The sequence below is a fragment of the Acinetobacter sp. SAAs474 genome (assembly GCF_032823475.1).
Lineage (GTDB): Bacteria > Pseudomonadota > Gammaproteobacteria > Pseudomonadales > Moraxellaceae > Acinetobacter.
On sequence record NZ_CP127915.1, the window covers coordinates 1,609,974 to 1,634,374 of the forward strand.

General features: G+C 37.1%; 21 protein-coding genes. 11 read left to right on the forward strand and 10 right to left on the reverse strand.

Going from position 1 to position 24,401, the window contains the following annotated elements:
* Positions 1-157: 157 nt before the first annotated feature.
* Positions 158-1,558 carry a glutamine synthetase family protein gene (locus tag QSG86_RS08475; RefSeq protein ID WP_317031086.1) on the forward strand — a complete coding sequence of 467 codons (1,401 nt, stop codon included), beginning with the start codon at positions 158-160 and terminating at the stop codon, positions 1,556-1,558.
* 128 nt (positions 1,559-1,686) lie between these two features.
* Here QSG86_RS08475 and gltP read toward each other — a convergent pair whose 3' ends face one another.
* The 5 genes from gltP to QSG86_RS08500 all read right to left on the reverse strand — a co-directional run bounded on the left by gltP (position 1,687) and on the right by QSG86_RS08500 (position 7,972).
* Positions 1,687-2,982 (reverse strand): glutamate/aspartate:proton symporter GltP, encoded by a 1,296-nt coding sequence (gltP, locus tag QSG86_RS08480; protein ID WP_317031087.1) that lies wholly within the window; start codon positions 2,980-2,982, stop codon positions 1,687-1,689.
* Positions 2,983-3,233: 251 nt separating this feature from the next.
* Positions 3,234-4,325, reverse strand: coding sequence for an ABC transporter permease (locus tag QSG86_RS08485; RefSeq protein WP_317031088.1), 1,092 nt, complete (start codon positions 4,323-4,325; stop codon positions 3,234-3,236).
* Entirely contained in the window at positions 4,322-5,452 is a 1,131-nt protein-coding gene (locus tag QSG86_RS08490; protein ID WP_317031089.1) for an ABC transporter permease, read from the reverse strand. The genes QSG86_RS08485 and QSG86_RS08490 overlap by 4 nt, the downstream gene beginning before the upstream one ends.
* Entirely contained in the window at positions 5,452-6,549 is a 1,098-nt protein-coding gene (locus QSG86_RS08495) for an HlyD family secretion protein (RefSeq protein ID WP_317031090.1), read from the reverse strand. Before QSG86_RS08495 ends, QSG86_RS08490 begins: the two co-directional genes overlap by 1 nt.
* A 16-nt stretch (positions 6,550-6,565) precedes the next feature.
* Positions 6,566-7,972, reverse strand: a complete 1,407-nt coding sequence (locus QSG86_RS08500; RefSeq protein ID WP_317031091.1) for a TolC family protein — start codon at positions 7,970-7,972, stop codon at positions 6,566-6,568.
* 425 nt (positions 7,973-8,397) lie between these two features.
* On the opposite strand from QSG86_RS08500, the gene serC reads away from it, so the two are divergent.
* The gene (gene serC / locus QSG86_RS08505; protein WP_317031092.1) at positions 8,398-9,477 is read left to right on the forward strand and encodes a 3-phosphoserine/phosphohydroxythreonine transaminase; all 1,080 of its coding nucleotides are present in this window, start codon (positions 8,398-8,400) and stop codon (positions 9,475-9,477) included.
* A gap of 109 nt (positions 9,478-9,586) precedes the next feature.
* Here serC and QSG86_RS08510 read toward each other — a convergent pair whose 3' ends face one another.
* Positions 9,587-9,727 (reverse strand): hypothetical protein, encoded by a 141-nt coding sequence (locus tag QSG86_RS08510; RefSeq protein ID WP_317031093.1) that lies wholly within the window; start codon positions 9,725-9,727, stop codon positions 9,587-9,589.
* A 278-nt stretch (positions 9,728-10,005) separates the two neighbouring features.
* A complete protein-coding gene (locus QSG86_RS08515; RefSeq protein WP_317031094.1) occupies positions 10,006-10,926 on the reverse strand; it encodes a hypothetical protein in 921 nt (306 codons plus the stop codon).
* A gap of 283 nt (positions 10,927-11,209) precedes the next feature.
* On the opposite strand from QSG86_RS08515, the gene QSG86_RS08520 reads away from it, so the two are divergent.
* The 5 genes from QSG86_RS08520 (at position 11,210) to QSG86_RS08540 (ending at position 17,426) form a co-directional block, all read left to right on the forward strand.
* Positions 11,210-11,686, forward strand: coding sequence for a YaiI/YqxD family protein (locus tag QSG86_RS08520; protein ID WP_317031095.1), 477 nt, complete (start codon positions 11,210-11,212; stop codon positions 11,684-11,686).
* Positions 11,687-11,691: 5 nt separating this feature from the next.
* Positions 11,692-12,588, forward strand: coding sequence for a DMT family transporter (locus tag QSG86_RS08525; protein WP_317031096.1), 897 nt, complete (start codon positions 11,692-11,694; stop codon positions 12,586-12,588).
* Positions 12,589-13,029: 441 nt separating this feature from the next.
* Positions 13,030-14,265, forward strand: a complete 1,236-nt coding sequence (locus QSG86_RS08530; RefSeq protein ID WP_317031097.1) for a lipoprotein-releasing ABC transporter permease subunit — start codon at positions 13,030-13,032, stop codon at positions 14,263-14,265.
* A complete protein-coding gene (gene lolD / locus QSG86_RS08535; protein ID WP_317031098.1) occupies positions 14,258-14,938 on the forward strand; it encodes a lipoprotein-releasing ABC transporter ATP-binding protein LolD in 681 nt (226 codons plus the stop codon). The genes QSG86_RS08530 and lolD overlap by 8 nt, the downstream gene beginning before the upstream one ends.
* An 82-nt stretch (positions 14,939-15,020) precedes the next feature.
* Positions 15,021-17,426, forward strand: coding sequence for a DNA internalization-related competence protein ComEC/Rec2 (locus QSG86_RS08540; protein WP_317031099.1), 2,406 nt, complete (start codon positions 15,021-15,023; stop codon positions 17,424-17,426).
* On the opposite strand, the gene QSG86_RS08545 is transcribed toward QSG86_RS08540, so the two are convergent.
* Positions 17,423-18,397 (reverse strand): lipid A biosynthesis acyltransferase, encoded by a 975-nt coding sequence (locus QSG86_RS08545; protein WP_317031100.1) that lies wholly within the window; start codon positions 18,395-18,397, stop codon positions 17,423-17,425. The two genes, QSG86_RS08540 and QSG86_RS08545, sit on opposite strands and share 4 nt — an antisense overlap.
* A 131-nt stretch (positions 18,398-18,528) precedes the next feature.
* Here QSG86_RS08545 and sppA point away from each other — a divergent pair, with 131 nt between their 5' ends.
* Complete coding sequence (gene sppA, locus QSG86_RS08550; protein WP_317031101.1) at positions 18,529-19,551, forward strand: signal peptide peptidase SppA; 1,023 nt, start codon at positions 18,529-18,531, stop codon at positions 19,549-19,551.
* Positions 19,548-20,339, forward strand: coding sequence for an alpha/beta hydrolase (locus QSG86_RS08555; protein WP_317031102.1), 792 nt, complete (start codon positions 19,548-19,550; stop codon positions 20,337-20,339). The genes sppA and QSG86_RS08555 overlap by 4 nt, the downstream gene beginning before the upstream one ends.
* 189 nt (positions 20,340-20,528) lie before the next feature.
* Here the strand turns inward: QSG86_RS08555 and purN are convergent, their stop codons facing one another.
* Entirely contained in the window at positions 20,529-21,158 is a 630-nt protein-coding gene (gene purN, locus QSG86_RS08560) for a phosphoribosylglycinamide formyltransferase (protein WP_317031103.1), read from the reverse strand.
* A gap of 10 nt (positions 21,159-21,168) precedes the next feature.
* Positions 21,169-22,239: a phosphoribosylformylglycinamidine cyclo-ligase gene (purM, locus tag QSG86_RS08565; RefSeq protein ID WP_317031104.1), complete on the reverse strand. Its 1,071-nt coding sequence runs from the start codon at positions 22,237-22,239 to the stop codon at positions 21,169-21,171.
* 134 nt (positions 22,240-22,373) lie between these two features.
* Between purM and cxpE the strand changes: the two genes are divergently transcribed.
* Positions 22,374-23,597 (forward strand): chloramphenicol efflux transporter CxpE, encoded by a 1,224-nt coding sequence (cxpE, locus tag QSG86_RS08570; RefSeq protein WP_317031105.1) that lies wholly within the window; start codon positions 22,374-22,376, stop codon positions 23,595-23,597.
* A gap of 17 nt (positions 23,598-23,614) precedes the next feature.
* Positions 23,615-24,322, forward strand: a complete 708-nt coding sequence (gene hda, locus QSG86_RS08575; RefSeq protein WP_317031106.1) for a DnaA regulatory inactivator Hda — start codon at positions 23,615-23,617, stop codon at positions 24,320-24,322.
* Positions 24,323-24,401: the final 79 nt, after the last annotated feature.

Here is a 24,401-nt window from a genome sequence, read left to right on the forward strand (position 1 = left end):
CAGATAAAAATAACGCTTCTATTGGTGTCGTTGATAGCGGGGAAGCTCAGTTGCTGATCATGGTTATTAAAGCCTAAAAATTTTATGTGATCTTTACGTTACAGCATAGTGAACTTGCTTTATTTTGGCTGTTATCGAAGCGAATGAGAATAGTTAAATGAGTTCTTCACTCATGATTGCCCCAGTAACCCTATCAACAAAAAAATGGCCTACACCAGTCACTGATACTACGCTGGATTTTACGACATTGTTTTTACAAGAAATAGACCAATATTTACAACGTTATCCATATACGCAATATGTTGATATTTATTTACATGATTTGAATGGACATCGCCGGGGTAAACGGATTGATGTGGCGTGTTTAAAGTCATTGCGAACAGGTTGTTATTTTCCCTTGTCAGTTTATGCCATGAGCTTGGATGGCCAAGTGATTGAAGACACGGGTTTGGGATATGCTAATGGTGAACCTGATTATCTGTGCCTGCCGCTATTAGGAACATTGCAGCCCTCAGCATTTAATCCAGAAAAACATGCCCAAGTATTGTTAACCATGCAAGATGGTCATCAAGGATGTCCTTTTGAGCCCCGAAATATTTTAAAGAAAATAGTTCAACAGCTTCATCGACTTGATTTTTATCCATGTATTGCTGCTGAACTAGAGTTTTATCTTGAACCTATTCAAAAAGACTCCAGTCATAGTGTAGCGTTAACACAGTGTTTTGATATAGATCCTCCTCGTCAAGATCAACATGTTTTAGATGAAATTAACCATATAGCGGCAGAGCAAGGTATTCATATCACGGGCATTGTTGCAGAATCATCATCTGGACAGTATGAAATTAACCTGCAACATCAGCATGCAGTTTTACAGTTGTGTGATCAACTGATGTTGTTAAAACGGACCATTAAACAAGTCGCGACCAAACATGGATTTCAAGCCAGTTTTTTGGCTAAACCAAATTTGCAAAAAGCAGGCAGTGGTATGCATTTTCATATGAGTTTGGCTCATTTGGAACAAAAAAATATATTTAGCAGCACATCGTCAGATCAATGTTCAGAGACGCTACTAAAAGTCATCAGTGGATTAATCGCCCTATTACCTGCATCAGTCGCGATATTAGCCCCCAACGTTAATTCATTTCGACGCTTTAGCCAAGGACATCATGTGCCTTTGGCAGCTACATGGGGCGTGAATAATCGTCATGTGGCTATCCGTATCCCTTGTTCGGATCAAGATAATCAACGATTAGAATATCGGGTTGCGGGTGCAGATTGTAATCCCTATTTGGCTGTTGCCATGATATTGACAGGTACCTTACATGGTTTAACACAAGACTTAGAGATACCGCAGGCATTCACTTCACCAACCTTATCCAAGGACGATGTCTTGTTCGCAACGAATCAATTGGATGCTTTAGCGCAATTAAAATCGGATCCAGTATTGGCCCATTATATTGGCGCCGATTTTATTCGGCTTTGGTGTGCAGTAAAATATGCCGAACATTGTGATCTTTTTAAGCAAATGACCAGTATGGAACAAGCGTGGGATCTTTAGTGGATCATGACGGATTGGCACGATATGTCAGGCTGATTTTTTCAGTATGAGCGATTTGTAGGTCAAATGGTTTAGAAAAAATAAAAGGACACCACTGAGCTGTTGTGTCCTTTTAAGTTGATTAAGATCTAAAGTTGATTGTTTTTCTCTAGGCTGTAATTTTTTTGCTTTTCATAATCAAATTCGCCTTCCCATTTACTGATAACAAGAACGGCTAAAGCATTACCAATGACATTCAGTACAGTACGTGCCATGTCCAAAATCCGGTCAATCCCTGCAATAAATGCCAGCCCTTCGAGTGGAATACCCACACTGCCCAGAGTCGCTAATAGCACCACAAACGATACGCCAGGTACACCTGCAATTCCTTTTGAGGTAATCATGAGGGTTAAGACCAAGATCACTTGCTGGGTAATACTTAGATCAATACCATAAAGTTGTGCGATAAAAATAGCAGCAATACTTTGATAGAGCGTAGAACCATCTAAGTTAAACGAATAACCAATAGGAATAACAAAACCTGCAATAGGTTTCGGTGCACCATAGGCTTCCATTTTTTCCATGATACGCGGTAATACTGTTTCTGAGCTGGCCGTTGAGTACGCTAGAATCAATTCATCTTTTAAAATTTTAATTAATGCCCAGATACTAAAGCCACAGATTTTCGCAACTAAGCCCAGTACAACAAAGATAAAGAAGAAAATAGCAGCATAAACCAATACAGCTAATTTAACCAATGGCACTAAAGAGCTAAAGCCAAAGTTTGCGACTGTTGCGGCAATTAAACCAAATACCCCAACAGGTGCAAACATCATAATCATATGTGTGACTTTAAACATTGTTTCTGAAACGGCATTTAAAACTTTGATGAGTGGTTGTTTAACCTCACTATCCAGTGCACCCAAACCTAAACCGAACATGACCGAGAAGAAAATAATCGGTAACATTTGACCACTGGTCAACGCTGCAAAAAAGTTTGATGGAATCAGCGATAAAATGGTTTGTACTAAGCTGTGAGAGTGTTCACTCACTTCATGTGTGGTATTTTGATAGCTTGAAATATCGGCCTGTGTCAGGGCAGACATATCAATACCTACGCCAGGTTGGAAGATATTGGCAGCAAATAAGCCGACAAGAATCGCAATAGTGGTAATAATTTCAAAATAGATAATCGTTTTAAAACCAAGTTTACCAATATTGCTACCATGGCTGGTATTGGCAATACCCAAAATCAGCATGGATACGACCAATGGAATCACAATCATTTTAATTAGATTAATAAAGATTGTGCCTAAGGGAGTTAAAAAGTTTGTGACTAAAGTATCACGGTATTCAGGAGAGTAGTGTAGGAAAGAACCAACAAGTATCCCTAGGATCAAGGCAATGACAATTTGCCACGCTAGACTAATTTTACTTTTTTTCATATTTAGCTCTGAAAAAATGAGATTCGATAAAATACCTCATACGGTCGATAATTTTAATTGTTTAAAAAAAATATAAATTATCGACCCATATGGCAGTATTGGGAGTATGGGTCTATTTTGAAGCCTAGATGATAAATGACCTATTCTTTTTCGTATAATTTATATTTGTTTGGTTACAATTTTCTCAGTTTTACTTGATATTTCGATTTAAATACCCGAATTAATTTGTATTATTAATTTAATGCAACTTATTAATTCAATTTTCTTAAGCGATAAAAGGCCAAAATTAAGCAAATTAAACCAAATGCACTTAAATAAATTAATTTTGGTATGACGATAATCGTCGGTACACCCATTTGATTGAGTTGAATAAACATTTGAATGCCAATTGATGAAGGCAGGACTTGGCCTAGCCAATGCACCCAAGTTGGCATGGCTTCATAAGGCCAAGCAATACCCGATAAAATAAACAGTGGAACAGAGGTAGCAACAAAAATTTGTCCTACACGCTCAGCACAATCTAAAAAAGTAGCAATCAATAAACTTAAGCCAATGATGCAACTGACAAAAATAGGAACGGCAATTAACATACCCCATAAATTACCACCATGAGGATAATCATAAAACCAGAAGGTCAAACCAAAAAAATAAAAACTACCTAAACAGCCGATGGTAAAGACCGCAAAGAATATTCCCCAAAATTCAGCAACTTTAGGGCGCCATTGTGATTCACGAAATCCCGCGATTAACATGGTTAAGCCCAAAATAATAATTTGATGAATAATTAAAGGAGCAATTGCTGGAAAGACATAACTGCCATAACCCGATAAAGTATTGTACAACGGAATTTGATGGATCGGGATGGATGGGCTAAATGCACTGATATGCAGAAATGGTGCCAGTTGTTGGCGTAAGGTATCTTCAATCGATGTTGCAATACCTTCTCCAATTTTTTTAGAGGCCAATAAGTTGGTGGCACTTAAATAAATTCCGATTCCGCCAGTTTTACCTTGTAACAAACTTTCTGACAAAGCATTGGGTAAATATAAAATACCACTTGCTTTGTCGTCCTGTACCAATTGCTGTGCTTCTAGAAAGTTACCCGTAATATGAATTACCCTCACATTAGGAGTAAGGAAAACTGCATCAATAATTTTATAATTCAGGACGGTTTTTTCTTCATTGACAATCACAATTGGAAGATCTGTCGGTTGTTGCGATTTATAGGCTGTTGGGTAAAAAAAACTATAGAAAAAAATAGAGGCAATCAATGTCGCGACAATCGGTTCACGCGTAACGATATCTTTAAAGGTTTTCAGATAATATTTTAAGAATTCTTTCATACTTGAGAGCCTTTTAGATAGCGTTTTAAAAAGAAAATCGAAAGCACAAAAAAGATCAAGCTATATAAAATTAATACCGATAAAGGAATCAGTGAAATGCTGAGTGGGCTGCCTATTGCCCATTGTTCAGTTTGTAGTTTGGCATAATGCGTATAGGGAATAAAATCTGACCAAAATTTGGTAAATTGTGGTGCATTGGTCAGTGGTAAAGTCACACCAGCAAAACTAAGTGATGAACCACCATAGACTGCAAGTATACCAAAAGTGGTTAGTGAATCTTTAAAAATCAGTACCATGAGCGTAGCCATAAATGAGTAGGCTGCATAAAAAAATAATTGTCCGAGTAAAATGAACCAGCCTTCACCAGCGATAAACCATCCACGAATACCAACCAGCCAAATCATCCATAATGCGGTCCAAAATAAAAAAATGACAATATAAACTAAATTTTTAGATAAAATTGCACTAAACAAACTCTGTTGGTTGACCCATTGCCTCACCGTATGGTTTTTAAGTTCTATTCCTACTGAAAAAGCAACACAACACGATAATAATAAATGTAGAATTGCGGGAATCAGAAAAGGTTCGAGATAAAACTCATAATTCATATTGGGATTAAACAGCACAGACATTTTAACATTCGGGGTTGGAATATCGATATATGGAATATTATTGTCAAAATAATCTGTCTTAAGATAATTTGCTGTGGCTTGTAAGGTACTACTGAGCATTGCGGATGAAATGGCGGTACCTACACTATAGTAGCTTTGATTAAACGCCATATTGATTTCTGCATCTTGTGCTTTGACCAAACGTTGTTCAGCACCATCTGGAATATGAATATAACCCCAAATTTTATTTTGATTAAGTAATTGTTCAACTTCTGTTGGACTACTGGAAATAGTGTAAATTTTTAATTTTTCATTGAGTGAGACATAATATTCAATATTACGACTTAAATCACTATTATCTTGATCAATGATTGCCATTGGTAAATGTTTCGGCACACCTTGTAAAAACATACTGCCGAATATCAAGATCAAAAATAATGGAAAAAGTGTGACTAAACACAAATCCCATTTATGGGTCAGTAAGTATTTTAATTCACGTTGTATGCCATGCAACATTAGGGTGCCTCATTAACTTTAAAGAGCACACTCATACCAATTTTTAAATTGGGTAAGTTTTCTGCAGGATCTAAATGAAATTTAAAGCTACGGATATCATAGCCACCTGTTTGGCGTGTGGTTTTAATTGTAGCGAAATCACCTTGAGGGTTAATACTTTGCAATTTAAATTTTGCTGTTTTATTTAAAGCCGGAATAAAGCCTTCAAAGATTTTATTCTTATAAAGATAAGCATAATGGTCTTCCCGGACATTTAAACTGACCCACATTTTTTGTTTGTCAATAATGCTGACAATAGGCACACCCAGTCCAATTAATTCAGAGACATTGCCATAGGTTTTGGAGACAACGCCATCAATAGGTGCATGTAAATAAGTTTCGGCCTCTAAAGCATTCACTTCTTCAACTGCTGCACGTGCAATATCAACTTGGGCTGCGGCCGTTGATTTTTCTTGCGAAGTACTACCACGTTTGGCACGTAAATATTGTTGACGTGCTGCTTCACTTAAATCGGCTGCAGATTGTGCAGCAGCATACATTTCATCTTGACGCTGTTTGGAAATCACACCTTCTTGGAACAGTCTATGGCCACGTTGATAGGTTTTTCTGGTGAGTTCTTCCTGAGCTTTGAGTGCTTGCCAGTTCGAATATAAGCTTTCAATATTTTCTTCTTGAGGGCCTCGTTCTACTGTGGACTGTAATGCCAATGCCGTTTGTAATGCAGCGAGTGCCTGTTGTTTTTTCGTATCGACTTCTGGACTATGTAAGCGAACCAGCGGTTGTCCTTTTTTAACGACATCACCACTCTCGACATATAATTCAGTAATACGACTAGGTACTTTGGTACTGACATAAATAGTTTCTGCTTCTACACGACCTTGTAATTCAAGCTCTGCAGGTTTATAACTCATCCAAAGTCCATAGGCAATAAATGCCAAAATGATAATCACCACAATGGCGATCGCAATTTTAATTAAAACTGCCTTAGATTTAGTGGGCTGTGGAGATGGCTGATCTGTTGATGCAGTTTTATCCTGATGAGTTTGTGATGAGTGATTTTCTGAAGTCTGATCAGGCGTATTTTGATCTTGAGTCATAAGTGATCCTCATCCATTATTGAATATAACGTGTATTGGGTTGATGAATATAGCTTTGAAATTGATCGATTGAACCATAGCTTTGTAATAGTGTTGCAAGAGACATGACGTATTTATAGGCGTTTAATGCCATTTCACTACGGATAGCCGACATTGCATTTTGGGCATCGATGACTTGTGTAGCAGATCCCATATCTTCTTTAAACGATAATTCTTGAATTCTTAAATTTTCTTGTGCTGCTTGCATATTACTTTGTAATAATTGTTGCGTTATTAATGCATTATTCATTTCATTGTAGGCTGTATAAATAATCGTTTCAATTTCCTGTTTAGTTCGGGAGGTTAATAATTCTGAAGCCTGTTTTTGTAATTCAGCAGCCTGAATATTTTTATTTTTATTAATCCCTGAAAATAAATTATAACTGGCAGCAATACCGACAATCCAATTTTCTTTTTTCTCTAAAGCATATTCACCAAAAGCAAAAACGGTTGGTTTTTTTGCAGCTTGTTGTGCTTTAATATTCACATCTGCTAATTGTGTATCCACTTGCATTTTACGAATTAAATTTGAATGCTCAGCAAAAGTTTTAAGTAAGCGATTTAAATCTTGACTTTGACTTGAGTTAATAAAAAGGGGCGTCGTTAATTCAGTAATCTGGCTAGTTTGTAATAAATTATTCAGTTGAAATAAGTTGCTTTGATACATGGTTTGGGTATTGGTGAGCAATCGTTCGGCATTATTGCGTGCCACTTCAAATTGCATTCGTTGTCCTTTACTAATCAGACCTTCTCGTTCAAATTTTAATGCATTGTTATAATGTTTTTGCATGGCCTGAACATTGAATTGGCCTGCATGTAACAAATTTTTTTGTAACTGTACGCTAAAATAAGATTTAATAATTTCAAATTTTTGTAGGTCTTGTTGCTGTTTAGCACTAATTTGACTACTTTGCGCTTTAATTCGTGCAATTTCTTTAGCACTACTGATTAAGCCTCCTGTATAGATTGGCATCATCACGGAAACCGTTGGGCGTGTGACATGGTCTTTTATGGTAAGTTCTGTTGAGTTTGGAATCAGGCCAACTCCATCTTTAATACCTTGTCCAACAGTTCCTTTAAGCTGATCGACATCTGATGCCGAAAGACCTGGAATATCACCTTGCCATTCATCAATTTTACTATTGGCACCATTAATTAAACTGTTTTCTAAACCGCTTTTTAACGCATCCAGTGGGACGTCGAATTCACTATGTAAGGCATAGCTACGTAGATTTAAGTCAATTTTAGGCAAACCAAGGCCTTTTATGGCTTGAGATTGAAGCTCTGAAGCCTGTTCTAATACTTGACTGGCTTGGCTGACATATGATTCAGACAACATCCGTTGTTCCGCTTGAGCATAACTCAATCCTTCAGCATATAGCATGCTGCTAGTTAAACTTATAAATGAAATTAGACTAGTTTTTAAGCCAAGTTTAATAGATTTATCTATAATTTTTAAAGTGAGTTGATATGTTGTGTGATCTGGTTCGCAAATCATTGATTCCACTCATTTCTATGCTAGTTTTTGTCATCAGTATAATACATATATAAGGTCAAGTGTCTGTGAATAAGTTGTTATATTTGATTTATTTTTAAACTATCATTTCAATAAAATAATAAATTTTAAGTTTAAGAGATCGGGTAAATGCAGTGTTATAACACCCTCATTTGCTATTTATCAGGCTATTCAGATTTCTGATGTTACTCTGATTGACCATTGAAATAATTTCCGGATTAAATACTGCAGAAAATACGAATCTATGGTTAAATGCCATTATTTTATTGTGGTTCACTTCGAAAGGAAAAATCATGCGCGCGTATAACTTTTGTGCTGGTCCTGCTGCATTACCTACTGCTGTTTTAGAAAAAGCGCAAGCAGAATTACTTGACTGGCAGGGTAAAGGCCTTTCCATCATGGAAATGAGTCACCGCAGCAAAGATTATGTCGCTGTAGCTGAGAAAGCGGAAGCAGATTTACGTCAGCTCATGAATATTCCTAGTGATTATAAAGTATTGTTTTTGCAAGGTGGTGCTTCACTACAATTTTCAGCAATTCCGCTCAATTTATTGGGGAAAAATAATAAAGCAGATTATATTCATACAGGAATATGGTCTGAAAAAGCCATGAAAGAAGCACAGCGTTATGGTGATGTGCATATGATTGAGGCAGGCACGAAAATTGATGGTAAATTAGCGATTTCTGAACAAAGTACATGGTCATTGTCTGATGATGCAGCATATGTGCATTATGCTGATAATGAAACGATAGGCGGTATTCAGTTTGCAAATATTCCAGAAACAGATAAGCCTTTGGTATGTGATTTTTCTTCAAGTATTTTATCTGCACCATTAGATGTGACTAAATTTGGCTTAATCTATGCGGGTGCACAAAAAAATATTGGCCCAGCAGGTTTAACCTTAGTCATTATTCGTGATGATCTACTGGATCAAGCAAAACCTGAAATACCAAGTATTTTAAAATACTCAGCACAGGCAAAAAATGGTTCAATGGTGAATACACCATCAACTTATGCATGGTATCTATCTGGTTTGGTCTTTGAGTGGTTATTGCAACAGGGTGGGGTTGATGCAATTCATCAAGTAAATCTGCAAAAAGCAGCGTTACTATATGATTATATTGATGCAAGTGATTTTTATGCTAATCCAATTGCAAAAGTAAACCGTTCAATGATGAATGTACCTTTTACCTTGGCAAATAGTGATTTAGAAAAATTATTTTTAAAAGAAGCGGAAGAGCATCATTTACTTAATCTGGCGGGTCATCGTTCAGTAGGTGGAATGCGTGCAAGTATTTATAATGCGGTCCCATTAGAAGGTGTGCAATCTTTGGTACACTTTATGGATCAATTTGCACAGCGTCACGGTTAAGTGAGATACACCATGCTTTAAATCGCATAATTAAAATGACACTCTAGCACTCAGATAGATCATGATCTGATTTGTAGGGTGTCGTTTTATCACCTATGAGCGAGCAAACTTATAAGATAAAATGGTGTAAAAGATAAGCACAAATAAACATGCCGAGCATAAAAAATAAACATGAAATTATATCGACTCGAATGGTTCGTTCAATACGATGTTCAAGGGGCTGTATATTTTCTTCTTGCATCATTTTCATTGCTATTTATTATCCAAAAATACCTAAATTGATAGTTATAGCTTTATTGTATTTGTAACATAAAAAAAATCTGAAAGAAAGCACACCCATAAATAGATACAAAGTGAAACATTATTATTGATCAGTGATGATTATTTTAGGCCTAAAAATCTTCTCTTGGGTTGGCAACAAAATGCGATAATATCATCAATGGATATTTATTTTTTGAGTATGCTTGATGCTGTACTGGAAAATAATATAACCGTATTGATGAATACGGCTATTTGATTCAAAGCAACTTAATAAATACTGGTTTGTAGCCAAATATTACCCCGAATATATTGCCCAATTGAAAAGTCTTGATGTTCACTGTTTTTGGTGGTGATACGTGCCAATACAGCGGGTTGATTTTCCTCTAAAAACAAAGTGACATCATAGTGTGTATAGCGTTGATTCATAAAATCAAATGTAAGTTTACCCACCACTTTACCTTGAAACCAAGCTTCATCTTCTTGCCCTATTTTTTCACCATATAAATAGGCCACCATTTTAGAAAAGTCGACTGTGACAGGTGCTTCATCATCTTCTGTTTGAGGTTGCCAAGCATCAATTTGATCTTGTAAGTTACTTGGTGCCACGCCATTATTGGCGGCTAAAATAGCATTTAAAGCACGATGATGTTTAATAGAGGCAGGATCATCGACAATTAACTGTTCATGATCAGAGACCGCTCGAAGCTCATATGCAAATGCATTTAGACGCACAAAATAAGTTTGATCTTTTTGATAACGTGCTTGGTTGACGCTATAAAATGAATCAAATGCATAGACAATGGTATTGTGACCAAGATTTAAACGTAATACAGCTTGAGCATTCGATTTACAGGTAATAATACGCTCAATTTTTGCTTCATATTTATATGGACTATTAAAACAAGGAAAGGCAATTTTAACGGCTTTTGGTTTATTATTTTCGACATCAATAATTTGTGAAAACTGAATTTCAGAATCTTGAGGTCCTTGAATGAGCCAAGTATTTTGATCCATTTCAGCTTCATTTTTACAGATCCCCATGGGCATGACTGGAGCATCAAGTGCCAACCCTAACCATTTTGGAACCGCGCTTGCTGGTTCATCGGTAAGTAGATTCCAATGTTCTACATGACTTCCAAAATTTTCATCATTAATCGTAATGATTTCTGGGTTATTTTGATTGTTCATATGCTCAATTGATCTTGGGTTGTATTTAATAAGTTAATCGTGGGTATTCTCGATTTTTCAAGTCAAACGATAAAAAATCCTGCAAAATGCCATAAAAGTGACGATTAAAATGAAAAATAAAGTCTTATTTAATCGATTTAATCAGTACTTGATGTTGTTTTTCCATCCTTCATTTACATTTTATCTAGGTCATAAAAATATAGCCCTCAATTGAGTCATGTATTAGGGCATTGTGCTGTGATTTGCTACAATAAGCTTTTCATCTCGACTTTAGGGCGCTATCGTGTTGCCATTTAAACTTTGGGTAGATGCCGATGCATTACCAAGAATTTTACGTGATGTGATTATTCGTGCCTCAGATCGCTATCAACTTGAAGTCACTTTTGTGGCCAATCAACCTGTTGGGATTAGCCCGTCCATTCGTATTCATGCGATTCAGGTATTGAAAGGTGCAGATGCTGCCGATCAAGAAATTGTGCAACGTATGAACCCATCAGATATTGTCATTACTCAAGATATTCCTTTAGCAGCACAAGTGATTGAGAAAGGAGGAATCGCAATTCATCCACGTGGTGAAATTTATACCACTGCCAATGTTAAGGCACGCTTACATTTACGTGATTTTATGGATACTTTACGTGGTGCAGGTGTACAAACGGGTGGTCCACCACCGATTTCTGAGCGTGATAAACGCGAGTTCTCTAGTGCTTTAGATCAAACCATTCAGAAATTAAAACGTCAAAATATCTCGATTAAGTAACGCCAATGTCCGTATCAAAAACCAGTACGATTGCTAATTATGTCCTATTAATTTTTATTTGGGCTACCACACCACTTGCAATTGTATGGAGTGTTTCAGACCTTTATTATCTATGGGCACTCATTCTTCGGTTCTGGATAGCATTGCCGATTGCGTTACTCTTATTACTTGTTTTAAGAATCCGATTACCGCTGCATAAAATTGCCTTACATAGTTATTTGGCTGGCGCAATGAGTTTTATTGGTTCACAAATTTTTACCTATATGGCAACGCAGTACTTGAGTTCAGGAATGATTGCCTTGATGTTTGGTTTGGCACCATTGATTGCAGGACTCATCGGATTTTTTATTTTTAAGCAAAAGCTAAAACCGTCTCAGTGGGTTGGGATGTTGATTGCATTATTGGGGTTGGCAGTCATTAGCTTGTCGGATTCAGCACATCATGTACAGGTTGTGGGTTTATTATTGATGCTGTGTAGTGTCAGTATTTATGCTTTATCTATTTTTTGGGTCAAGCAGGTCAATGCTCAGGTTGAGCCGATGGCTCAAGCAACGGGTTCGATTTTATTTTCTGTTATATTGACCTTTCTCATTGTCCCTTTTATTTTGCCATATGCACCGACGATGCTTCCTGAAGGCCGCGCATTATTGAGTATTGGTTATGTCGTCATTATGTCTTCTTTGGTGGCAATGTTTTGTTATTTTAATCTGGTTCGTTCTCTCTCGGCAACGACATTGTCTTTAACCACGGTAATTACACCGATGTTGGCTATTTTGATCGGGGCATGGCTAAATCATGAAACGTTAACCATGATGATTCTGTTTGGCGCATTGATTTTAATTACGGGACTATTTATTTATTTTTATTCTGATTTAAAACCGAGAAAAATAAGAAGACTTTAAGGATTTTGAGTTGTTGCTCTGTGGTAAATTAATGAATATTGTCTGTTGATGGTTGGTCTAAAACAGTGAAAAGAATAAAATTACCGATGTCGGTATCATGCTGTTTAAGCTGTATTTTGAGCACAGCTACAGCATATCATCGACATTAAAATATGTGAGCGGAATGTTTTGATATCAGTATGATTCATTCTATGCGCCAGCATGTTTTATCTTACTAGATGATTGTTGGTCTATAGTATGCTTAGATTGATCTTCAGTGTCTCAATAGGAGAAAATAACGAGCGAAGATAAAATGTAGATCATATGTACATTGGGCGTGATGTCATTAAATATGACCTGACCATTATTTTTTAAGGCGGCATTGATTGATGAAATTACTCAATATTCTAGTTGAATATTTGATGCTGAAATTTTCCATATTATTACCTCGGACTAGATGGTATGTTTAAACCAATCTCGCTGTATATCGGGTTAAGATACACTCGCGCACGGCGCAGTAACCATTTTATTTCTTTTATTGCTCTGGTCTCAATGATCGGCCTTACCCTAGGGGTCGCAGTACTCATCACTGTTCTTTCCGTGATGAATGGTTTTGATCGGGAGTTAAAAAATCGTGTACTGGGCATGGTTCCTCAAGCCACCATTTCTTCAACACAAATTTTAACAGACTGGCCACAACTTGCAAAAAAAGTTGAGCAGCATGAACATGTTGTTGGTGCGGCTCCTTTTACACAATTACAGGGAATGTTGACTGCACAGGGGCAGGTTTCTGGTATATTGGTGAATGGTATTGATCCTAAATATGAAAAGAAAGTATCTATTATTCAAGACCATATGGTTGAAGGAAGTATTGATCAATTAAAACCGGGTGAATTTGGAATTGTTTTAGGTAAACAAATGACCGATGCATTTGGTCTGGGTTTAAATGATTACATTACTTTAGTATTGCCTGAAGCAACACCATCTCCCGCAGGTGTGGTCCCTCGTTTTAAACGCTTTAAAATCGTCGGTATTTTTAGTATTGGCGCTGAAGTTGACTCGATGATGGGATATATCGATTTGGCAGATGCCGCAACGTTATTACGCTTACCTAATGGTGCACAAGGTATTCGTATGAAGTTGGATGATATTTTCCAAGCACCTCAAGTATCTAATCAGATTGTGCGTGAATTACCTCATAATTTCTATGCGTCAGACTGGACATTTACCCATGGTAATTTATTCAGTGCCATTCAAATGGAAAAAGCCATGGTGAGTTTATTGCTATTTCTGATTGTATTGGTGGCTGCATTTAATATTGTTTCTTCTTTGGTTATGGTGGTAACGGATAAAAAAGCAGATATTGCCATTTTAAGAACGTTAGGTGCTTCACCGGCAACCATTACCCGTATTTTTATTGTGCAAGGTACGATTATTGGTGTGATTGGTACTGTTGCAGGCGCAATTCTGGGGATTATTTTTGCTTCGAGTATCAGTGGTATTATTGCATGGATTAATAATGCATTAGGCTTGCATCTGTTTGATGCTTATTTTATTAATTATTTACCTTCATATTTAAAATGGCAAGATGTGGTATTGATTGTGGTTCTATCTTTACTATTAAGTTTTTTAGCGACGATTTATCCTGCACGTAGAGCAGCTAAGATTCAACCAGCAGAGGCTTTACGTTATGAGTAATATTGTACTTGAAGCAAAACAAGTGACTAAAAACTTTACTGATGGTAAATCTACAGTCGAAGTGATCCGTGGTCTTGATTTACAAGTTAAGCAAGGTGAGTTTATTGCGATTGTGGGTAGCAGTGGTTCTGGTAAAAGTACCTTATTACATGTGCTTGGGGGCTTAGATCGTCCAACAGAAGGTATGGTATTTTTAAATGGAAGCCGCTTTGATAACCTCGGTGAAGCTGAACGTGGCTATTTGCGCAATCAAAACCTTGGTTTTGTCTATCAGTTTCATCATTTATTGGCTGAATTTACTGCATTAGAAAATGTAGCAATGCCACTGATGCTTAGAGCAGGTAGTCGTTATAAACAAGTCAAAGAACATGCTGAGTTTTTATTAAGCAAAGTTAATTTGACCCATCGTATGCAGCATAAACCAGGTGAGCTTTCTGGTGGTGAACGTCAACGTGTTGCTTTAGCTCGAGCCCTAGTGACGCAGCCCAAAGTCATGCTAGCCGATGAGCCTACCGGTAATCTAGATCGTAAAACGGCAGTAAAGGTATTTGAATTACTTCAAGAATTACGTGCCGAATTTAATATGTCGATGTTGATTGTGACCCATGATGAAGAGTTGGCTAAATCTGCAGATATTATTATGCATATGCAAGATGGCATTTGGGGAAAATGACGAGCTGCATGAAATAAGACCAATACAATTGAAGCCCACTTCGGTGGGCTTTATGCTATAAAAAAAAGAATGATCTACTGTCATGATCTTGTATATTGCCATGATTGGATGGGTTTTAGGGACTGCCACGATGGGGCAGACTGATTTAGCATGGATCAAGCTATCTGGAATACATCAGTTTATTATTTTTCTGTTGTTGTTTATTCAATGGCGTAGCTATGATCGTTTACACGACTATCGACTGAAAAGTATTTGCTTGCTGCTCGCTCTGAGTTGTAGTGCAATTTTAGCTGCTCATTATGCTGATCATCAACTTCAGCAGCGTCTCGCTTTGCGCGAGCAAAAAACAGTATATGCCGAAGTATTGGTCTATGTTCATCATCTCTCACACTTAACCGCAAAGGGTACTCAGCAAAAAGTCTCGGTGTTAAATCACCGTCAAATACCAGTCCAGTGGCTGATCCAACCACAGCCTTTTTCATCAACCTTTGAGTTGGGACAATATTATCGCTTAACGGGATGGATACAACCGCCACATGGTTATGCCAATTTAGCCAGTTTTGATATTGAAAAATGGTATCTACAGCAAAATGTTATGGCCATGTTTAAAATCGAGCGTATGACAAAGCTTACCCAGTCTGAACTGCGACAGGATGCTGCGATTTTACAGCACATTGATTACTATCAAAGCTTTTGGCAGCAAAGTTTATTGTGGATTGAACAACAACGTTTGGCAATGAGAGTATTTATACAGCAGCAGCCAATTCAGTATCAGGGTCTTAGTTTAGCCTTATTGACTGGCGATAGTAGTTTATTATCCAGTTCGCTAACACAACAGTTTCAACGTTTGGGAATTCAGCACTTATTGGTCATTTCAGGACCACATGTACTGTTATTTGCTTGGTTGGTATGTTGTTTATGTCATCGTTTGCTGGTCTATCGCCAATCTTGCATTTATTTAGGTATTGCCAAACCGTATCTATTGATATGGCCATTTTTAATTTGTGTATTGGCTTATAGTGCTTATGTTGGTTTTGATATCCCCGTGATGAGAACTTTATTGATGAGTGTGCTCATTAGCCTTGCTGCACTTTGTCAGCAAGGCTTAACGCCATTCAAGAGCTTATTATGGAGTGCTTTTATTTTACTGCTCTATGATCCATTCAGTGTGTTATCTGCTGGATTTTGGTTATCTTATGGAGCGTGTTTGATATTGCTTAGAATTTATCAAACTATGCAACATCGATCTTTAAGTACCCTAAGCTGGCAAAAAAAATTACTGCATAATGTATGGATGTTGATGGCATCACAGCTGAGAATTTTTTTGGCATTACTGCCCATCATGATTATTTTTTTTCAACATATTGCTTGGTTAAGCCCAGTGAGTAATCTGGTCGCAATACCATTTATTGGTTTTCTTGTGGTGCCTTTGGAAATCATTGCAGGGATCAGTTATTTTATTTTTTCACCTTTGAGTGAATTTTTATTTCAAGTGAATGATGTATTGTTATCTGGCTTGATGTTAATCATAACCTTATTAGATCAATCCTTTACAGCACAGTTATATCGAATTTCTTATCATGGATGGCCTTTGGTGAGTTTAATTTTAGGCAGTATTTTATGTGTTATGCCTTATGGGGTTATTCCTTTTACTTGGCCACTGCTGTGTTTTATGGCGTTATTTTTTAGCCAAAATACATCCCCAAAGTTTCAATTTATATTGCTGGATGTTGGACAAGGACAGGCTATTTTTTTACAACACCAGCAATATCATATGATGATTGATACAGGAGGACATTATCGTGAAGATGAGTTTAGTATTGGTGAACAGATTATTTTGCCATTTTTATCGGCCCAGCAGGCAACGACACTGGATATACTGCTACTGAGCCATTTAGATCACGATCATAGTGGAGCATATTTTAAAATCAAAGATCAATTACAGGTAAAACAATTATATGCCAATGAAATAATGACAGATATTCCTTCTATGCAATTATGTCATGCAGGACAAAAATTTAGCCTAGGTGAGCATGTTGCTATTGAAATATTATCGCCTCAGGCCAAAGATTTAGCTCAAGCTCACCGACAGAAAAATGAATATTCTTGCGTGGTCTATGTATCAATAAAAGATGCCTATCCTTATCAACATTATTTAATTATGGGTGATGCCGGTTGGCAAACGGAATTTGAGCTTATACGACGTTATGCTGATTTACCCGTCGATGTTTTAGTCTTGGGTCATCATGGCAGTCGTCATAGTTCAGCCTATGATTTTTTACAACATTTTCAGCCCAAGTTAGCACTCATTTCTGCTGGATTGAATAATCCTTACCACCATCCTCATCTTGCCACACTTCGTCGCCTAGAGCAGCTTAAAATTCCTTATTTATTAACGGCTGAAACAGGCAGTATTGATATTGAGCTTCAGCAGAATATGGTCACAGAGCTGAGTACACATCGACAAAAACTAAAATGGTTAAACTAAACTTCGATTTGATTGATGGTTGTTTGATGTGTTAGATAATCATTTCTAACCTGTGTAATTTGTGCCAAAGCTTCTGTTGGCGCAATATCATAAATTCGTTTTAAACTGGGATTGGCACTAAAGCGTTTATAACTCCAGTGGTAATGCTCAGGACGTTGACGAATTAAATTTTCTTGTGCCTTAAAAATAAGATGAGTACCTTCATCTGCACTGACTTCATAAATCATGGGATCAATTTCTTCAATATACATATCAAAACCTTCATTTTCATTGCGTAATGCATATAAAAACAAACCTTTTGCTTGAGTTTTTTGAATCAGCTTGGCACTTAAGTTACTGGAAAACAGGGGAAGATCAAAATAAGGAATCATGTCAGCGCCATGATGGGGAGTATGATCAGGTAAAATGACCGTAGTTCCGCCTTTTTTGAGGGCTTTAAAGATTTGTCGTACACCAGATTCATCTGTAGGGACCAAATGTGCACGTTCACGACTACGTGCAGCACGAACAAATTCATCTGCAATCGGATTTTTAATCGGTTTGTACATAATGGTCATTTGGGTGTATTGTGCCACCCATGTATTCATAATTTCCCAAGTGCCAAAGTGTGGAACCACTAACACGACGCCTTTTTGTTGGGCAAGTGCCTCATGTAGTAAATACTCTTGATGGATCTTATGAACTCGTTGAATATTTTGTTTGGTTTGTGAGCCCCAAATATGGAAAAACTCCATATAAGACATCATTTCATTTTGAATGGCACGACGAGTAATTAATTCTCTATTGGCATCATCTAGCTCAGGTAAGGCGATTTTTAAATTAAGATCAATAATTTTTGATGTTTTAGTTAAGTGTAAAGTATTAATTAAAAAAGATAAGCAGCGTGAAAAGATACGAGACGCAGTTAATGAACGTCTACTGAAGAAGTTAAGTAGATATAGAATGGTAGATTTAGATTTTTGGTTAGACATTCTGAGTCATGAATCGTTAAAATATATAAAAGAAAAATATTATAGGATAAAAGACGTAATTAAGACAGTTAACATATACTTCAACCTATATAATCTATTAAGTTTAATTTTTTATCTGGATATTTAAAATTATGTCTGATTGGCCACCCAAACCTCAGAATGATCAACAAAACACACCACTTAATTCCCAACAACCAACTGGACAAGAGTGGAAGCTACTAGAAAAAGTCGTGCTGGTTTCTGTTGAAGAACAGCGTAGATCACGCCGTTGGAGTATTTTCTTTAAATGCTTAACGTTTGGTTATTTAATTATTTTATTGGGATTTATGTGGAAAGGTTGTAGCACGACATCATCCGATGTACCAACGTCTACAGAACATTTGGCTGTGGTGGATATTATTGGCACAATTGCAGCAGACCAACAAAGCGTTAATAGTGTTAATACCATTAAGTCGCTGAATAAAGCTTTTGATAATGTCAATAGTAAAGCTGTGGTGCTGAATATTAATTCGCCTGGAGGTTCGCCGGTACAATCCGATGAAATTTGGCAAGAAATTCAATATCTAAAAAAAATACATAAAGATAAAAAAGTATATGCTGTAATTGGTGATACTGGCGCTTCTGGTGCATATTATATTGCTTCGGCAGCAGATGAAATTATTGTAAACCCTTCAAGTTTGGTGGGATCAATTGGTGTGATCATGCCAAATTATGGCGTTACCGGTTTAATGCAAAAACTAGGTGTGGAAGATCGCACGTTAACAGCTGGAAAAAATAAAGATATTTTATCGATGACTCAGCCTGTGAATCCTGAACAAAGAGCACATGTACAAGCTGTTTTAGATGATGTGCATTCACATTTTATTGATGCAGTTAAGCAAGGACGTGGTACACGTTTAAAATCAAATGATCCTGCAATTTTTTCTGGATTATTTTGGACAGGTGACCAAGCAGTCAAATTAGGTGTTGCAGATAAAATTGGTAGTTTACAAAGTTTAAAGCGTGAGTTAAAAATAGATCAGGCGGTAAACTATACCATTGAATATAATCCATTAGAATCGATTCTCGGACGGATGGGTGCAAGCATTGGTGATGGTTTTGCAACATCAATTTCTAAACAAGTTCAAACAGAACAGAATCCACATTTACAATGAAACCACTGATTCACTTTGCGCATGCCAATGGCGTGCCTTCTTTAGTTTATCAAAAGCTTTTTGATTTACTACAAGATGATTATGACATTATTTATGTCCCTTTAATTGGGCCAGATAAACGCTATCCCATTGATAATCATTGGCGTAGTTTAACGCAACAAATTATCGATAGTATTGTTCAGCAAGCGAATGGCCGCAAAGTGATTGGTTTAGGACATTCATTAGGGTCAGTGTTGACGTTTCAAGCAGCCTTAAGATGCCCTGAACTGTTTGAGCGCGTGATCATGTTGGATCCACCACTGATAATGGGTAAAGAAGGTTTTGCATTACATTTTGCTAAAATGCTGAACTTGAAAATATTGGATAAAATGTCTCCGGCAGGATTGTCTAAGCGCCGTCGTGATCATTGGGAATCTCGTGAGCAAGCTGCAACTTTGTTACGGCCTAAAGCATTCTATAAAGATTTTGATGATGCCTGTTTTCAGGCATATCTTGATCATGCTTTAAAAGAAGATCGTATACGGGGGGGAGTTGAGTTGACCATTTCACGTGAAGATGAAGTAAAAATTTTTCGAACCAACCCTTCATTATGGTGGTTACCTCAGCAAAAACCCCAAATTCCTGTTGATATGCTGGTGGCAGAACATGGGCCATTTTTAGTGCGAAAATTTCCACAAAAAGCTGAAAAAAAATTTGGCATTCATTTTGATGTGATCGCGGGTGGTCATATGTTCCCTTTGGAGTGTCCGGCATTGGTTGCGCAATTCATTAAACAAAAAACCAGTTAAACCATTAATAGATTGGTTATTGGTCGACAGTGGCTATGCTGTTGCTTATTCATCAAATGCAACATAGCGCATAAACAATGGTATATTTTGTATAAAAAAATGCGAGGTTATCCAGAAAACGGATCATCTCAGCATTACGAATGAATAAAAAAACGCATCCAAAGATGCGTTTTTTTATTTGACTCAAGCTTATAGCTTACAAAACTGAATGGGTGCCTGTAATTTTTGATTGCGATACAATACACCTTGTGCGGTATATTGCATGGTACCATTACAAATCCATTCAATCACTTGAGGATAGATGATATGTTCAAGTTGATGTACACGTGCTGCTAATGATTGTACCGTATCATGGTGGTGAACGCTCAGCACACCTTGTGCAAGTGCTTGACCTGCATCTAGCTCAGCTGTGACGTAATGTACCGTACATCCATGAAGTAAATCACCCGTATTTAAAACACGTTGATGTGTATGCATTCCTTTGTAGTAGGGCAGTAGGGATGGATGAATATTCACCATTTTCCCTTGCCAAGTCTGTACAAATGAAGCACTCAAAATTCGCATAAAACCAGCTAAAATCACTAAGTCAACTTGCCAATCTACTAATTGTTGATGCATTGCAGCATCAAAACTTTCGCGATTTGGATATTGCTTATGTTCAATCACTGCAGTTTTAATACCTGCATTTTGTGCACGTGTAAGAGCAAAGGCTGCTGGATGATTAGAAATAACCCCCACAATATTACCTGATAGATTGGCATCAATCAGGGCTTGTAAGTTACTTCCATTTCCAGAAACCAGTACAGCAATATTAGTCATGAGCGATCTATTAAGCAAAAATCACACGGATTTTTTCGTCAGCACCTTCAATTGATTCAGGATGATCCTGAATATGACCAATTTTCCATGCTTTTTCACCTTGAGCCGTTAAAATCTCAATGGTCTGATCTGCATCTGCTGCATCAATTGCAATCACCATACCAACACCACAGTTAAAGGTACGATACATTTCAAATTGTGCTACACCACCTTCTTTTTGTAGTAGTGTAAATAATTCAGGCCATTGCCAAGATGCTTCATTGATTACAGCTTGAGCACCATTTGGGAGTACACGAGGTAAGTTACCAGGTAAACCACCTCCCGTAATGTGTGCCATTGCATGTACATCAATGTGTTTACATAGCTCTAAAATAGGTTTTACATAAATACGTGTAGGTTCCATTGCGGTGTCTGCAAGTGGGCGACCATCTACGATTTGTGTAAGATCGACATTTTTAACATCTAAAATTTTACGCAAAAGTGAATAGCCGTTGGAATGTGCGCCTGAAGAAGCTAAACCAATTAAGACATCACCCGCTTTAACTTTGGTACCGTCAATAATTTTACTTGCTTCAACTACGCCGACAGAGAAACCTGCCAAGTCATAATCTTCGCCTTCATACATTCCTGGCATTTCAGCGGTTTCACCACCAACCAATGCACAGCCAGCAAGTTCACAACCTTTACCAATACCTGTAACAACATTTGCAGCAACATCGACATTTAAATGGCCTGTTGCATAGTAATCAAGGAAAAATAGTGGTTCTGCACCGCACACAAGAAGATCATTTACACACATTGCAACTAAATCTTGACCAATCGTGTCATGACGGTTTAAGTTGAGTGCTAAACGTAATTTTGTACCAACACCATCCGTGCCTGATACGAGAACAGGTTCTTCATAACCTTTAGGAATTTTACAAAGTGCACCGAAGCCGCCTAATCCGCCCATTACTTCAGGACGAGTAGTACGCTTAGCGACAGATTTGATACGATCGACTAATAAGTCGCCCGCTTCAATGTCGACACCTGCATCTTTATAGCTTAAACCAGTATTTGGGGTAGAAGTTGAGTTGCTCATAATGAAGTCTCCGCATTCGCGTGGCGATTATACCTGAATATATGAAACTCTTATGTTATTTCTGCGCTAAAATGCTATCTTAATTCAAATATTTTTTTATATATAATCAATAAACCTTAAAAAGGTGAACTTCTATGGTAGATCGCACCTTACGTCGCATATTAATCTTATGTGGAATTGCTTTGATTCTATGGGTTTTATACTTATTAAAACCGGTAGTCATTCCTTTTGTCGCTGCATTTTTTATTGCTTATTTATTCAGTCCGTTGGTAAATCGGCTACATAAAATTGGTTTGCCACGTTGGTTGGCGATAAGTATTGTATTTATTGGTATCGGTTGCGTTATTACTTGGGCGATGTGGTATTTAGTGCCATTAATCTGGCAACAGCTGATGTATGCAAAATCAAGTATTCCTGCTGGAATTCATTGGGTAAATTATGAGTTTCTACCATGGTTTTCTAAAACATTTAACTTAATCCCTTTAGAAATCGATACTGATCATTTATCTAAAACAGTCATGGAATATATTCAAACCAATTATAGTGTTGATAGTATTCAAGCATTAGTTTTAAGAGTGGCACAATCGGGCTTAAATTTTATTCAAATTGGCGGAACAGTCGTTTTAATTCCAATTATTACCTTCTATTTTTTACTCGACTGGAATCGTATGTTGGAAAGTTTTCAACGTTTGATTCCTCGTCCTTATGAAAAAAACACCTTAATTATTGTGCATGAATGCCATAGTGTTTTAGGTGCATTTGTCAAAGGGCAATTTTTGGTGATGATCTTGTTGGGGATTATTTATGCTGTAGGTTTGCAATTAATTGGATTGGAAGTTGGATTAATCATTGGTATGGTGGCCGGTTTAGCCAGTATCATTCCTTATCTTGGCTTTGCGGTGGGCATTATTGCCGCTTGTGTTGCAACATTTTTCCAATTTGGACTGGATTGGATGCAGTTTATTTTGGTTGGTGTGGTCTTTATGATTGGTCAAGCTGCTGAAGGTTATGTATTACAGCCATTTTTACTCGGTGACAAAATTGGTTTATCGCCTGTTGCTGTCGTATTCGCGGTATTAGCAGGCGCGCAACTGGGTGGCTTTTTAGGGATGCTAATTGCTTTACCTGTTGCAGCAGTGATTGTAGTATTACTCAGACATTTACGTGATTTTTATGAAAAATCGCGTATGTATGGTGCTCATACCACGATAATGATACAAGATTCAGCCAAAGATGCATTTAATATCGATGCAGATAAGGTTGATGTGTCGATTAATCTTTATGATCATGCTGTTGATTCTGAACAAACAGTTGAGAAATCGAGTAAAATCACTAAATCAGAGCATCAAGATTCTTAACGGGATAACATTACAATATGCGTCAATTGCAACTCGACATAGAACCTCAATTGGATGCCCGAATTGGAGACTTTTCGGGTCCTGGTTGGGGCCATGTTATAGATGCTGTACGCCAGTTACATGCAGGACTTGTCAATCGATTTTATATCTATGGCGGTGCAGGTAGTGGTAAAAGTCATCTACTTTCAGCAATTTGTGATTCATATTTGGAAATAGGTAAAACGGCCATTAAAGTTTCCTTGCTTGAGGTTTTAGATGCACCTACAGAAGCCATTACTTCGTTAGAGCAGTATGATTTAGTGGCATTAGATGACATTGAAGCTATTAGTGGTGTACCTCATTGGCAACGTGCTGTATTTCATTTAATTAATTATAGTCATGAAGTTGGTGGACAACTGATTTTTTCCTCACGTTTTGCGCCAATTGAACTTAAATTAGAATTACCTGATTTACAATCACGTTTAACGCAGGCCGTAAGTGTCAAAGTGCCTAATGGTAGCTTATTTGCAGATCGTGTCGCCTTGGTGAATTCTGTTTTAGAACGTAGAGGCATTCATATGGATCAACAAATTATTGATTATTTATTGATCCATGGTCCACATCAAACATCTGTTTTATTACAGTTGCTAGAAAGAATAATACAATTGTTAAAAGGTGATCGTATTAAGCTGAGTGGCTCTAATTTAAGACAGATTTATGCATTGATTGATGAATATCAGTGCTGACAGCAATATGGGTGATGGTAAACATCATTAACATGTAATGTAAAAAATAGACCTTGATAAGGTCTATTTGATAACATGC